The organism is Paraburkholderia sp. Ac-20336, assembly GCF_017105025.1.
In the GTDB taxonomy this organism is placed as follows: Bacteria; Pseudomonadota; Gammaproteobacteria; order Burkholderiales; family Burkholderiaceae; genus Paraburkholderia.
In genome coordinates this window covers 1-13,586 of the sequence record NZ_JAAGPS010000002.1, presented here as the reverse complement: position 1 = coordinate 13,586, position 13,586 = coordinate 1, and the positions used below count along the sequence as shown (strand labels likewise).

10 protein-coding genes are annotated in these 13,586 nt (G+C 60.7%); 8 read left to right on the top strand and 2 right to left on the bottom strand.

The window, feature by feature from the left end; translation table 11 throughout:
• Positions 1-27: 27 nt before the first annotated feature.
• Together GXB81_RS01955 and GXB81_RS01950 are read right to left on the bottom strand one after the other, a co-directional pair.
• A complete protein-coding gene (locus GXB81_RS01955) occupies positions 28-2,418 on the bottom strand; it encodes a PAS domain S-box protein (RefSeq protein ID WP_205988167.1) in 2,391 nt (796 codons plus the stop codon).
• A 58-nt stretch (positions 2,419-2,476) separates the two neighbouring features.
• The gene (locus GXB81_RS01950) at positions 2,477-3,616 is read right to left on the bottom strand and encodes an EAL domain-containing protein (RefSeq protein ID WP_167285745.1); all 1,140 of its coding nucleotides are present in this window, start codon (positions 3,614-3,616) and stop codon (positions 2,477-2,479) included.
• An 804-nt stretch (positions 3,617-4,420) separates the two neighbouring features.
• Here GXB81_RS01950 and GXB81_RS01945 point away from each other — a divergent pair.
• The 8 genes from GXB81_RS01945 to GXB81_RS01910 form a co-directional block, all read left to right on the top strand.
• On the top strand, positions 4,421-4,918 hold the full coding sequence (locus GXB81_RS01945; RefSeq protein ID WP_167050447.1) for an RNA polymerase sigma factor: 498 nt from the start codon (positions 4,421-4,423) through the stop codon (positions 4,916-4,918).
• A 47-nt stretch (positions 4,919-4,965) separates the two neighbouring features.
• Positions 4,966-6,012 carry a FecR domain-containing protein gene (locus GXB81_RS01940; protein ID WP_205988166.1) on the top strand — a complete coding sequence of 349 codons (1,047 nt, stop codon included), beginning with the start codon at positions 4,966-4,968 and terminating at the stop codon, positions 6,010-6,012.
• 188 nt (positions 6,013-6,200) lie between these two features.
• Positions 6,201-6,599: a hypothetical protein gene (locus tag GXB81_RS01935; RefSeq protein WP_205988165.1), complete on the top strand. Its 399-nt coding sequence runs from the start codon at positions 6,201-6,203 to the stop codon at positions 6,597-6,599.
• A gap of 71 nt (positions 6,600-6,670) precedes the next feature.
• Complete coding sequence (locus GXB81_RS01930; RefSeq protein WP_167050441.1) at positions 6,671-6,865, top strand: hypothetical protein; 195 nt, start codon at positions 6,671-6,673, stop codon at positions 6,863-6,865.
• Positions 6,865-7,176 carry an H-NS histone family protein gene (locus GXB81_RS01925; protein WP_167050439.1) on the top strand — a complete coding sequence of 104 codons (312 nt, stop codon included), beginning with the start codon at positions 6,865-6,867 and terminating at the stop codon, positions 7,174-7,176. The genes GXB81_RS01930 and GXB81_RS01925 overlap by 1 nt, the downstream gene beginning before the upstream one ends.
• A 103-nt stretch (positions 7,177-7,279) precedes the next feature.
• Positions 7,280-9,724 carry a DUF3772 domain-containing protein gene (locus GXB81_RS01920; RefSeq protein ID WP_205988164.1) on the top strand — a complete coding sequence of 815 codons (2,445 nt, stop codon included), beginning with the start codon at positions 7,280-7,282 and terminating at the stop codon, positions 9,722-9,724.
• Positions 9,725-9,749: 25 nt separating this feature from the next.
• Positions 9,750-10,553 (top strand): dienelactone hydrolase family protein, encoded by an 804-nt coding sequence (locus GXB81_RS01915; protein ID WP_167050435.1) that lies wholly within the window; start codon positions 9,750-9,752, stop codon positions 10,551-10,553.
• A 707-nt stretch (positions 10,554-11,260) separates the two neighbouring features.
• Positions 11,261-13,586: ESPR-type extended signal peptide-containing protein (locus GXB81_RS01910; RefSeq protein ID WP_346777766.1), on the top strand; the 2,326-nt coding region annotated here is incomplete at its 3' end.

Sequence of the window (13,586 nt, the reverse complement as noted above, 5' to 3'; positions counted from 1 at the left end):
CAGACGTTACCGTGTCGAACAGAACCCTTATTCGGCGCTTTTGCGTTCAGCCTGTTCATGTATCGCCGCAATCAGCGCCAGCAGTTGCTCTGCGGCAAATGGCTTGGGCAGCGAGGCGCAGTCGAAGCCGAGTTCTTCGGGAGCGGGGGCTTCCTGGCCGGACGCAAAAACTATTCTGATGTCCGCATGCTGCCCGAGCGCAGCGCGGGCGAGTTCAATGCCGGACATGCCGGGAAGCATGATGTCGGTGAGAAGCACGTCCGCTTTTCGCGTCGCCAATAGCCGCATTGCCGCTTCGGCGTCGGCGGCCTGTTGCACGTCATAGCCCATGCCGGCCAGCAACTCGCTGACGGCTTCGCGAGAAGCGTCGTCGTCGTCCACGATGAGAATGGAGAAGCCGGCTGGCGCAGGCGCCACGTTCGATGGCGTTTGTCCCGCAGAGAGGGGCGCCGTTGCCGTACCGGCGTTCGGGGCAGGGGACGGACCCAGCAGACGGCGGATCTTCGAGGCAAGCTGTTCCCGGCTGTAGGGCTTGCTCAGCAGATGCACGCCCGGGTCGAGCCGGCCGCCATGCACGATGGCATTCTGCGTATATCCCGAAGTGAAAAGGATCTTCATGTTCGGTAGAAACTGGGCCGCGAGCTTGACGAGTTCGGTACTGCGCATCGTGCCGGGCATCACCACGTCCGTAAACATCAGGTCGACGTGGATGCCGCTTTCCACGATCACCAGCGCGCTTTGCGCATCGTCTGCTTTCAGTACCGTATAGCCCAGTTGCCTGAGCGTTTCCACGACCGTTGCCTGCACGCGCCTGTCGTCCTCGACGACGAGAATGGTTTCCGAGCCTCCGGCGAGAACGATCGGGTGTACGGGTTCGCGCTCGGCGGCCTTATCCATCGAACGGGGCAGATAGATCTTCACGGTGGTCCCGTGTCCGGGCTCGCTGTAAATCCGGATATGGCCGCCGCTCTGCTTGACGAAGCCATACGCCATGCTTAAGCCCAGCCCCGTGCCTTTCCCTTCGCGCTTGGTCGTAAAGAACGGCTCGAAGGCGCGTTCCACGACATCGGGGGGCATGCCCGTTCCGGTGTCGGTAATGGCGAGCAGGACGTATTGTCCTTCGCGAACGTCCGCGGCAAGGGCGCTATAGTGGTCGTCGAGCATGGCGTTCGACAGTTCGAGCGTCAGCTTGCCGCCTTCCGGCATCGCGTCCCGGGCGTTGATGGCAAGATTCAGCACCACGTTCTCGAGATGGTTCGGGTCGACCAGCGTATTCCACAGGCCGCCGGCAATGACCGTTTCCACGTTGATCAGTTCGCCTAATGCTCGCCTGAGCAGATCGTCCATGCCGCGCAGCATGGCGGCGAGGTTGACGGCGATCGGCTGCAACGCCTGGCGGCGCCCGAAGGCTAGCAGCTGCGATGCGAGCTTTGCCCCGTGTTCGACCGCCTCGATCGCCTTGCCGAGCCGCTCCCGTGTCCACCCGTCGCGGCCGTGCCGGCCTTCGAGCAGTTCCAGGTTGCCGCGCAGCACCTGCAGGACGTTGTTGAAATCGTGCGCGACCCCGCCGGTCAGCTTGCCGAGCGCTTCCATCTTCTGTGACTGAAGCAGCGCAGCGCGGGATTTTTCAAGTTCTTCGTGAGCACTCTTGCGCTCCGTCACGTCGCGGGTCACCTTGGCGAAGCCGATCAGCTTGCCGTCCTCATCGCGGATCGCGTCGATCACGACATTGGCCCAGAACCGGCTGCCGTCCTTCCTGACGCGCCATCCTTCGGTTTCGAAGCGCCCCTCGTCGGCGGCTATGGTCAGGCCGCGCTGAGGCAGTTCGCGCGCGATATCTTCAGCCGTATAGAAGCGCCTGAAATGCGTGCCGACAACTTCGCTCGCCTCATAGCCCTTGATGCGCGCGGCCCCGAGGTTCCAGTTTGTCACGAGGCCTTCGGGAGACAGCATGAAGATCGCGTAATCGGTTACGCCCTGCACCAGCAGCCTGAACCGCCGCTCGTTGTCCAGCACCGCTTCGCAGGCGAGGCGTTTTTCCGTGGTGTCCTGTACGATCTCGCCGAAACCGATGGATGTACCGTCCGCGGCATCGAGCGCCACGATGACCACCGTGGCCCAGAACCGTGAGCCGTCCTTGCGCACGCGCCAGCCTTCCGTTTCATATTGACCCTGTTCCCGCGCCGCTTGCAGGGCCGCTTGCGGGATGCCGTCGAGCTGGTCGTCCTGCGTATAAAACAGGGAAAAGTGCTGGCCGATGATCTCCTCGCAATCGTATCCCGCGATGCGCCTCGCGCCGGGGTTCCAACTGGCAACGTCGCCCTGTTCGGTGAGCCTGAAGATTGCGTACCCCGACACGCGCGCAATCAGGGCGCGTGGCCATACGGAATCGGTATCGTGGTTCGGGTTGCCGTCCATCGGATCACTCGTTCGATTCACGGTACGACATGCGAAAGAGGCGAGGCGCTCACGACCGCTACCTGGAATGCGCGGGAGGCACCTGGTGCAACATGGCGCTCTCCACCTCGCCGTGCAAGTGACCTTGCGCCCACTCGAAACCGGCGCGCGTGACGATGTCCAGATCCATCTCGTCTTCCACGCCTTCGATGACGACGGTACGGGCCAATCCGGTCATGCGGTGAAGCCGTTCGAAGCCGTGGGACGTGTCTTTTGCATCCGTCAGGAACGAGGTATCCAGTTTGATGATGTCCGGCGTGCCGATGTCGATGGCGTTTTGCGTGCCATAGCGCGAACCGAAATCGTCGATCGCCACTTTGCAGCCGAGCCGGTTCAGGCAACGCGAGAACTCTTGCGCCTCGGCGGGCTTGAGCGGCGCGGTTTCGGTTATTTCGAGGACCAGCCGCCGGGCGATGTCCGGCCGACGCTTCAACCGGTCGATGATGGCGGTCCACCAGTGGGAGAGCGCGGCGCTGGCGGCGGAAATGTTGCAGCCGAGCATCAGCGTGTCATCGGCGGCCAATCGGTCGATCACCGACGACACGACGATCTGGTCGAATTCGTTCATGAGCAGTGCCCGCTCGATACTGGGGATGAAGCTGGACGGCATCATCGCGCAATGGGACTCCGGCAGAATCACTCGCGCGAGGCATTCGTCGTATAACGAACGGTCCTGCTCGCCGACGTTGAAAATCGGCTGCAGGGAAAGTGCCAGATGCCCGTGCGCCATGGCATTCAGGACCTCGGTGGCGTGTGCGAGATGCATGCGCCCTTCCGACGCCGGAATTCTCACGACCTTCGTATGAGGTCTGCCGTCGGGACGCTCGACGGTAACGTCCAGCGCGGCAAGCGGGAGCAGGCCATGAGCAGAGGCAATATGCCTGAGCAGCATCTCGATGCAGGCATGGGTTCTCGACAGGCTCATGCTCGCCTTCAGCATCCCGGTGACGCGAATGCATCCGGCGTCCACCCGGCAGATCGTTGCCTGGTCGTCGACGATACCTCTGATACGCTCGAAAAATTCTATATCCATTGCGCGGGAAATCATTTTCTGATATCGCCGCTCGATTTCCTTGAGGTTCGTTATCCTTATGACCATATCCAGCCACCCGTCATGGTAGTGGCAGGCCGATGGCGTACTCGAAGCGGGTTGGATCATGAATCGCCTACGGTTAGCATGCCTGAATGACTTTTTTAATGCCGCTTCGGTTTGCGCGGCTACGTGTTACCTGGGTCGATGCTGGATCTTGCTGGCCGGGTCTCCGGCCAATCAGGTAACCCCTCGTTACGCGACGTCATCGATGCTGGTATTTTTTTCAAATACTGGGCTTGTCGCGGCGCCCATTGCCGAACCTCATGCGATGCCCTCATTTTTCACGGACATCGTTCGTGTTTCACGGAATAAAAAGCGCGCGGGTGAGGTCAATCCGCGCAAAAGCACCCGGTGCGAGGGACACCGGATACGGTTAAATCGTCCTGGCAATATCGACAAACTATTTTCGATGCTCGTTTATCTGCAACCTATTCGTTTGCTCAACGTCGCGGCCGACGCTCTTCGTCCTCGCCGAAGTAAAAATGACTCAACTGCGGTTCAGCCGCTTCGTTGTATGGCCTTTAATAACCAAGGCGAACGGGATCGACAAATGGACCACCGGTTTCTCGAAAAAAATTGCTATCGACGGCGTTGCCTTGATTTTTGCGATCTATTGTCGCGATCGGTTCAGGGTTAACCACAGTCTTTCTGGGAAATTCCATGCGTTTTGTCGGATTTTTAGCCCCGCTTCCCGCCATTTGTCATTTCTTAACAGTCGAAAGCCCCATATTTGCCAAAATATTTTTGTTGGTTTAATGATTGGGAACGATAATGTCATCCAGAACATAGGACTTGTCTTATTCTTGAAATATCCAGGTGGGCGCGATGGCGTGCCTTCATGGCGGTTGATCGAAACACGGGGCGAAGAAGATGGCTGGCGTACTGGACGATCTTTTACGGGGCTACGGCGATCTTCGGCGCTATCTCTCCAAACGGTTGAGCAGCGAAGACGCCGCCGATATTGCACAGGCATCGTTCGAGGTGGCGTTGCGCTATGTCGGGCAGAACGAGGTGCAGTCGCCCGCGGCGTTGATCTTTCACGTTTCGCGCAATTTGCAGATCGATGCGGCGCGCCGGAGAAAATTCTTGCCCCAGCAATTGTGCGAAGACGAGACCGGGGACGATGCGCTCGACCGACTCGGACGCACCGATGTGACTCCCGAGCGGGAATGCATCGGCCGGCAGACGCTGGATCAGGTTGTTCAGGCGCTGGATGGGCTTCCGCCGCGCTGTCGCGAAGCGTTTATTCTGTGTAAACTGAATGGTCTCTCATACGAAGAAGCCGCTCACGAAATGGAAATCAGCCCGACGGTCATCAAGAAGTATCTGGTTCAGGCAATGAAGGCATGCCGTGAGGCCGCGCTATAAATACTAGATGACTGCGGGTTGCAAACCTTTGTGGTCGGCAGCATGACATGCCGCTAACCCAGGCCGAGATCGATGTAGCCGATGATCTCCTCGTTTCACTGGCATTTGGCAGTGACGAGGAGAAGTCGCGTGCTCGAACCGAACTCGACGAGTGGGCAAGCAGCGCGCCCGCGCGGCTTCAGTACGTTGCCGATCACCATGCGGCGGAACGCACCATCGACGCGCTGGCCGACGATCTGGGCCGGCTGTACCGCCGGCATGTCGACGTACCCGCTCGCGCTCGCTTGACCCCAGCCGCCCCAACCATCCCAACCGCCCCGACTCTTTCCCCGCCACACGGGAAGGTCGCTCCGCGAGCGCCGAGGCAAAACTGGTATCGGGGCGCGGCGGCCTATGGCGCCGGTTTGCTCTTCTGTTCGGTATCCGCGCTGTGGATCGTCAATCCGGTTTTGTCGTCCGAGCATCTGCAATCGGCGATCGGAGAACATCTCGATGCCACGCTCGCGGACGGCAGCCAGGTCGTGCTCAATACCGACACGGAGTTGACCTTCGTTAACCGGCTGCGCTCCCGCGACGTGACGATGCAGCGCGGCGAGGCCTTGTTCTCGGTCGTCCACAATGCGGTGAGGCCCTTCGAGGTCGCGGCGGGCACCGCCAGCGTGCGCGATATCGGCACCCGCTTCTCGGTGCGGAAAATGTCCGACGGCGTGGATGTCGCCGTGCTCGAAGGCAACGTCGAACTGTCCGCGGCGAGCGGGATCGCGCCGGTCGCGTTGAGCGCCGGACAGGCGGCCCGCGCGGATCGCCTGGGCAGTGTCGAGATTCAGGACCAGCAGCAGTTCGAGGCGATGACAAGCTGGAAAGACAATCGCCTGCAATTCAACGGCACGCCGTTGCGGGACGTCGTCGAAGAGGTGCAGCGCTACCGGAAAACGCCGGTCGTGCTTGCGGATAGCCGGATTGGCGATTATCGCGTGACGGGGGGATTTTCCAGTACCGATCCCGACCTTCTGTTGAAAACCTTATCGCAGGTCGTCCCCGTGACTGTCGAATTTCAGAAAAACGGCACGGCGGTGATTGCATCTCGTCGCTGAATGCCGCCTCGTCGGTTATGCGGCTCGTGGGAGCAGTCGTTGCAATTCATTCAAAACGCTCAATAAAAATATGAGCGGCCGACTGACTGGCTTATTCACCCATGTCGTTTGTCTTTATTCAAGGCAGATAGGGCGCGACGCAGCGTGAATATCGTGCGGGTCAAGCGCGACGCAATGGCGTGGGGAGGATGGGGAAGGGGAAATCCGCCGATACGGAGTTCGTGTTCTACAGGCTCGCCGGCGAGAATCGGGTGTCCAACTGGGTAACCGACAGCCATCTGAAAGCGGCATTCTCCATGGGACCGCTCAAGCAGACCATGCTGGCCGGCTTCCAGTACCCGGTCAATTGGAACAGCCCGAAGTCGACCGTGAATGTCGGCGATTACATCGGTGTGCCGTTTCCAGACCACCCTATAGCGGACCGTTCGCCTATTCCCCGGCTGGGAAAAATGACTTCGATAACGTCTATCTGCAGGATCGACTGCAATAGATTTCTTGGATCAAATGACGATTCGGATAAGATAATTTTCAAACGGATGACTGGTCCGTTTAGCCGCGTCGTTCGCCCTTACACGCAGGCGATGTAAAACGAAGCCGCGGACGGCGTGATCGCCGTCTAACGAAGACTCGTGTGAAAAATCACGACCAGGCTGCGTGAGTGAGCTTCATCGATCCGGGGAGAATGTTCTCGCCGCCGCGGGCGATCCAGACCGTGGCGCCGGCGGCTTTCCCATATGATCAGGATGCCATATCGATAAATTTCGACTTGTTTGTAGTGGAATGCAGCGTCGGGCAACACGAATTTCAAGCAATAGTCGCCGTTGAAAACGGAAATGAGCCGCCGGGTGTGTGATGAATAAATTTACCAGTTACATGCAGAGGAAGACGGATCTGGAGTCCCAGATCGCGAGGGATCGCGCGCTTGTTCGAGACGAGATACTGCTTGAAATCATGAGCGCGATCGAGGAATTCAACTTCGATCGGGAGGAGCTGTTTCCAAACGGCAAGCGACGAAAAATCAAACCGCGCTATTTCGACCCTCAAAGCGGCGCGGTATGGAGTGGTCGAGGACGCGAACCGCTCTGGCTGAAAGGCAAGGACCGGCGCGACTTCGAAGTGGAAACGGCGGGAGTGGACGATGCGCGGGAACACGACCAGCATTGAAGTGCCGTCGGCGGGTTCGGCTCGGACACCTGTGACGGTGCGTAAGAGCAGGCGCCCGTAGTCGGGTCCAGAGTGGGTGGACTCTCTGGCCACGATCGATTTCATGCGACGACTCTCTATTGGCGCGTGCCGGATCGCATCGATTGCACTGCTGCAACTCGCGGCAGTGGCGAGCGCATCGGCGTTTCCGTCCGCGGCTTCCGCTCCGGACGTGAGCACCGTCGATGCCGCGCCCGTTCCGGCCATTTCGCTGAGCGACGCGGTTGTGCAACTCGAGCAGATGCAGGTCGAACAGGACCGCATCAAGCAGCAGACTTCGACCGTCACCAGCGGCAAGGCACTCGACGCACTCGACGACGCCACTCAGCAACTGAGTACCGATGTCGGCAAGCTGCAAAGCGAACTCGTTCCGCAGCGCGCGCGGCTCCAGGCACAACTCGACGTGCTCGGGCCGCCGCCTGCCGCTGGCGCCGCGCCCGAAACCCCGGCCGTCGCGCAGCAGCGCGAAATCCTGAATGCGCGCAAAACACGGATCGACGCGGCGCTGAAGCAGGCCGCCGATCAGAAAACCAACCTCGCGAATCTGTCCGATCAGTTCGCGAAGCTGCATCGCAGCCTGCTTAAAAACGAACTCGTGTTCCGCTCGGGCAGCATCTTCGGCGCGCGGTTCTGGTTGCCGCTGTTTCGGCTTCCGCCGGAGGACGAGCGCAGGCTCGGTGCATTCGGCGCCGAACTGCGCGCGATGCTGCAGTCGTCCTGGGTGCCCGGACAACGCACGATCACCGTATTGCTGTTGATTGCCGCGTTCGCGATCTGGCTCGGCGGCCGCCGGCTCGTCGAGCATGCGCTCGCCTGGCTTTGCCTGAACCGCTTGCCGGCCACGCGTTTGCGCCGTAGTGCGCTGGCGTTGTCGACGGCCATTTCCACGCTATTGGCAACGGCTTTCGCCGTGCAGGTTCTTTATCTCGCGCTGGCGCGCCACAGCGAACTCACGCCGGCGATGGCCGATCTATGGGACCAGTTCGGCAAGCTGGCCGTGACCTGTGCGCTGATCGCCGGGCTCGGCCGCGCGCTGCTATGCACGAACCGCCCGAGCTGGCGGCTGCCGGCGCTTGCCGATTCGGTCGCCCTCGCGATGAAGCCGTTCGTGGGCGTGCTGGCCGCGCTGCTGCTGCTGTCGGGCGCGCTCGAATCGGTCAACCGGATCGCCGACACGAGCCTGTCGGTCACGCTGTTCGGCCGCGGCATCGTATCGCTCGTCGTCGCGCTGACGGTCGGCACGTCGCTGCTGCGCTCGAACCGCGTGCGCAGCGCGCTCGCGGCTGCTGGCGAGTCGCCCGAGCGACGCTCGACGCTCGCCGGGCTGATCCACGCCGGCGTGACGCTGGCGACCGCCGCGGCGCTGATCGCGCTGGCCGTGGGCTATATCACGGTCGCTCGCTTCATCACTTACGAACTCGTGTGGTTCGAGATCGTGCTGTGCAGCGTCTACGTGCTCACGCAACTGACGCGCGACGCAAGCCAAAGCCTGTTCTCCGCGAGCCTGCCGACGGGCCGGCAGATCCGGCATCTGTTCGCGCTCGACGACCGGCATCTTGCTCAGGCGCATACCGTGGTGTCGGGTCTCGGCACGAGCCTGCTGACGGTGGTCGCGGCCATCGCGCTGCTGATGGGCGGCTTCGGCACGACGCCGGACGATCTGCTCGGCAGCGTGCTTGCGATGATCGGTGGCCAGAAGCTGCAAAGCCTGAACATCATGCCCGAGCGCATCATGAATGCCGCGATCGGGTTCGCGATCGGCTTCTACCTGCTGCGCTCGGTACGCCGCTGGCTCGACGACGAGTTCATGCCCGCGCTCGGCATGGACACGGGGATGCGCCTGTCGCTGATTACGCTATTCACCAATGTCGGCTACGTGCTGCTCGTGTTGATGATGCTCGGGCTGCTCGGCGTCAGATGGAGCAACCTGGCGTGGATCGTCAGCGCGCTGTCGGTCGGTATCGGCTTCGGCCTGCAGGAGATCGTGAAGAATTTCATCTCGGGGCTGATCCTGCTGACCGAGCGGCCGGTGAAGGTTGGCGACATGATCAGCATTGCGGGCGTCGAAGGCGATATCCGCCGCATCAACGTGCGCGCGACCGAGATCCAGCTCGGCGATCGTTCGACGGTAATCGTGCCGAACTCGCAGCTGATCTCGCAGAACCTGCGCAACGTGACGATGGGCAACAGCACGCAAGGCGTCGCGACGCTCGTGCTGACGTTTCCGCTGAATACCGATCCCGAGCAGGTGCGCGACCTGTTGCTCGATGCCTATCGCGAGCACCCGGAGATTCTGGAGAAGCCCGCGCCGTCCGTCACGTTCAGTCAGCTCATGCCGGACGGAATCACGCTGAGCGTGACGGGCTACGTATCGAGCCCGCGAATCGCGGGTTCGACGAAGAGCGATTTACTCTTCGGCATCCTCAAGCAGTTGCGAGCGGCGGGCGTCATGCTGTCAAGCCCGCATAGACTCGTCGTGCAGAACATGCCACCAGGAGAGCCCTATTGAACACGTTGCGAATAGAGAGTCAATCATGACGATGCCCGCGCTTGACCAGGCCGATCCGCTCGACGATTTCGAGCATCGGGATATTCTGCTGCTCGACAACACACATCGCGTCTATGTGATGGGAAGCGGTCCCGCCGTTGTTCTGATGGCTGAAATTCCGGGAATCAATCCTTATGTCACGCGCTTTGCGCGTTGGGTTCGGGATGCGGGTTTCACGGTCTATATGCCGCATATCTACGGCAGGGACGGCGCGGTATTCCGCAAATCGAACGTGATGCTGACGATGTTCTACAACAGTTGCATCAGCCGCCAATTCCGCGCCTTCCAGTCCAATGCGAGTTCACCGGCCACGCAGTGGTTGCGGGCGTTGGCGGCATTGGCGCACAAGGAGTGCGGCGGGACGGGCGTCGGTGCAATCGGCATGTGTCTGACCGGCAATTTCGCACTGACGATGATGCTCGAACCGTCTGTGATCGCACCGGTGTTGTCTCAACCCGCGCTGCCGCTGAATAACCCCGCGGGCATGCATATCGCGCCGGGCGAACTGGCGGCGATCAAGGCGCGCATGGAGGCTGAAGATCTGACGGTGCTGGCCTACCGCTTCGATGGCGACAAACTTTGCACGGCGGCGCGTTTTGCCGCTTATCAGGAGGCGCTTGGCGATCGCTTCATCGGTCGCGTGCTGCCTGATAGCGCGGCGAATCCCGATAGCCCGATGAAGAATCCACACAGTGTCGTCACGACGCATCTGATAGACGAGGCGGGCCAGCCCACGGTTCGGGCGCGCGATGAAATCCTGGCGTTCTTCCGGAGGCGGTTGATCGGGTGAGTCTTGCGGCAAGCGCGGGTTGCTCGGCCATTTGTCCTGTACGACTCCTGACTGAATTTCACTATTCACGCGCAACGGCGACCGCGTTCGACCGACCGGCCGTTGCAATAGGCGATCGAAATCGTAATAAGTTTTTCGATAGCAATATTTTTAGCCGATCGGATGGTCCGTTCTTTTTTCTCGTTCGCCTTTACTACTAAAGGACACGTTCAGTCATGAGCGCGTTCCTGATAAACCTCGTTGGCGAGTAAAAGAACGTATTCACTGGATTCGGGTGTGGGGGCGGTAATTGAAATTCTTCGGCTTCAGATCATTGGTGAAAAATATCCATCAGAAATAAAAGCGGATTCGGGATGGGGAAATCAGGATCGGTCGCTCATGCTATGGCTCATTGACACGGGTTGCTGGCAGGACTTGTTGCGTGCGTAGTCGAGGCACCGTGAGTTCGTAAGCCGACGTGAGTAATGCGGTATAGGGATTTTCACGAAAAAAATTAATTAGCATTTTTTGCCATGGGGAATGTATCTGCCCCAGGGAGGTGTGCGCCTTTTGAATTGAACCGGGAGTCAATGCAATTGAGTGAATAAAACGAACGTATAAATCAGTTGATTTAATTCAGGGCATATAAGTCCGTTCGCTTGAACGAATTGACAAAACCATCGTTGGGTTTGCGTGGAAGTATTGAAAAATTAATGGCGGGGTGACCTGTGAACAAGAACTATCGCAGCATATGGAATGAAGCGTTGGCCTCCTGGGTCGCAGTTCCTGAAACAGCTTTGGCAAGGGGGAAGGGGGGAAGCAGCCATGTGACCGGACTCGAGCCGATTGCGCTCACTCGCCCGGATGACGAGGCAAATCAGGGCTTGCGCGTGTCGAAGCGCGCCATCGCTCTCGCGGTGCTGGCTGCCATCCTGATGCCGTCGGCAGCTTTCGCGCAATATACGGGGGGCTCGGGTGGAACCGGCACGATAGCCGATGACGTGGTCATTGGCCCCAATTCGTCCTCGGCTTCAGTGAACGGTGTTTATATCCAGATGGCCAACCGTACCGGTCCGGGGGTTTTGAACTATGCGGTAAGCAACGCCGACCTCATCTCCCAGCAGGTAGCGGCGACCATTCTTGGCGCGGGTAACGTTATCCAGGCCCTTGGTGCTACCGCTTCCGGTGGCGTTTTAATCGGCAATGGAAATCTTGCCACGGGGGCCATATCGGCTCCATCGTTTCTCATCGGTTACGGAAACATGTCGACAGGCGGGGGCTTTGCCGCAGGCACGGGCAATCTCCTCGCCGGCAGCGGCACGACCGCGATCGGTATAGCCAACACGGCGTCGGGCAATACGGCCATTGCACTGGGACGTCAGTCGACTGCCTCGGGCAATTTCTCTATTAGCCAGGGGAACGTGACTTCCGCGACGGCGGCCAACACCATTGCGATGGGCAATTCCGCTCAAGCGACGGCCCAGGGGGCCATCGCCCTCGGGGGCGGCACAACGCCGGGTACAGGCAACTTCGATGCAACCGGACCGAAAGCCACCGGGCAAAATTCGGTGGCGATCGGCACGAGTTCTCTGGCAGCGGCCGCGGGCGACAGCGCGCTGGGCTACAACGCCACGGCGAGCGGGGGCGGGTCGGTTGCGATGGGCCAGGCGGCGATTGCGAATGGCGCTGCCACTGTGGCGGTCGGCGAAAACGCCCAGGCCACGGGGACCAGCAGCGTGGCCGTCGGCCAGGGCGCGGGCATGGGCGGAGCCGCGGCGAATTCGGGCAATACGGCGGTTGGGGTCTTCTCCGGCCAGAACGTGACGGGCACGATCAATTCGGCGTACGGCTTCAATGCCGGCAACGCCGTTTTCGGCGCGAACAATACCGCCATGGGTGCGGGGGCGGGAGACACGGTCGGCAGTTCGGGCACGACAGCCAGCTACAACACGGCGGTGGGCACGGCCGCGGGCAACAACGTCAGCAGCAATCACAACGTGGCGATCGGCGACAGCAGCGGCTCGAACGTGTCGGGGGGCGACAACAACTTCGCGGGCGGCAGCACGTCGGGTACCAACGTGACGGGCGCGAACAACGTTGGATTGGGCTTCCAGTCCGGCCAGAACGTGACAGGCAGCAACAACATCGCGATGGGCCGCCGGGCGGGCAACGGCATCACGGCGAGCAATACGATTTCGCTGGGCAACCAGGCGCTGGCGGGTGCGAACAATGCGCTGGCGTTCGGACAGGGGGCGACGGCGAGCGGTACTTCGTCGATCAGCGTGGGCACGGGCAACGTGGTGACGGGCAACAACTCGGGTGCGTTCGGCGATCCGAGCGTGGTCAGCGGTTCGGGGTCCTATTCGGTCGGCAACAACAACACGGTATCGGGCAACAACGCGTTCGTGATGGGCAGCAACATCAACGACGCGGTGGATAATTCCGTGGTGCTGGGCGCGAATTCGACGGTCGGGACGGCGAATACGGCGTACTACAACCCGGGTACGGGCACGCTGTCGGGCACGGCAAGCGGCGTGGTGAGCGTGGGCGCGGCGGGCGCGGAGCGCGAGATCACCAATGTGGCGCCGGGCAGCAATGCGACCGATGCGGTGAACGTGAGCCAGTTGCAGTCGCTGGCGGGTGTGGTGACGAATACGGTCAGTGCTATCTCGTCGCTGTCGACGGGGTTGAGCACGACGAATAGCAATGTGGCTTCGTTGTCGACGTCGGCTTCGACGGTGGAAAGCTCGCTGTCCACAGGTCTGTCGACGACGAACAGCAACGTGGCGTCGTTGTCGACGTCGTCTTCGACGGTGGAAAGCTCGCTGTCGACGGGTCTGAGCACGACGAACAGCAATGTGGCTTCGCTGTCGACGTCGTCCTCGACAGTGGAAAGCTCGCTGTCGACGTCGTCCTCGACAGTGGAAAGTTCGTTGTCGACTGGTCTGAGCACAACGAACAGCAATGTGGCCTCGCTGTCGACCTCGGCGTCGACGGTGGAAAGCTCGCTGTCGACGGGTTTGAGCACGACGAACAGCAACGTCGCCTCGCTGT

Bases quoted from the DNA above. Each gene is read 5' to 3' on its own strand.
- GXB81_RS01935 (WP_205988165.1), top strand. From the start codon at position 6,201: ATGGGGAAGGGGAAATCCGCCGATACGGAGTTCGTGTTCTACAGGCTC.
- GXB81_RS01940 (WP_205988166.1), top strand. From the start codon at position 4,966: ATGCCGCTAACCCAGGCCGAGATCGATGTAGCCGATGATCTCCTCGTT.
- GXB81_RS01955 (WP_205988167.1), bottom strand. From the start codon at position 2,418: ATGGACGGCAACCCGAACCACGATACCGATTCCGTATGGCCACGCGCC.
- GXB81_RS01950 (WP_167285745.1), bottom strand. From the start codon at position 3,616: ATGATCCAACCCGCTTCGAGTACGCCATCGGCCTGCCACTACCATGAC.
- GXB81_RS01925 (WP_167050439.1), top strand. From the start codon at position 6,865: ATGAATAAATTTACCAGTTACATGCAGAGGAAGACGGATCTGGAGTCC.
- GXB81_RS01920 (WP_205988164.1), top strand. From the start codon at position 7,280: ATGCGACGACTCTCTATTGGCGCGTGCCGGATCGCATCGATTGCACTG.
- GXB81_RS01915 (WP_167050435.1), top strand. From the start codon at position 9,750: ATGACGATGCCCGCGCTTGACCAGGCCGATCCGCTCGACGATTTCGAG.
- GXB81_RS01945 (WP_167050447.1), top strand. From the start codon at position 4,421: ATGGCTGGCGTACTGGACGATCTTTTACGGGGCTACGGCGATCTTCGG.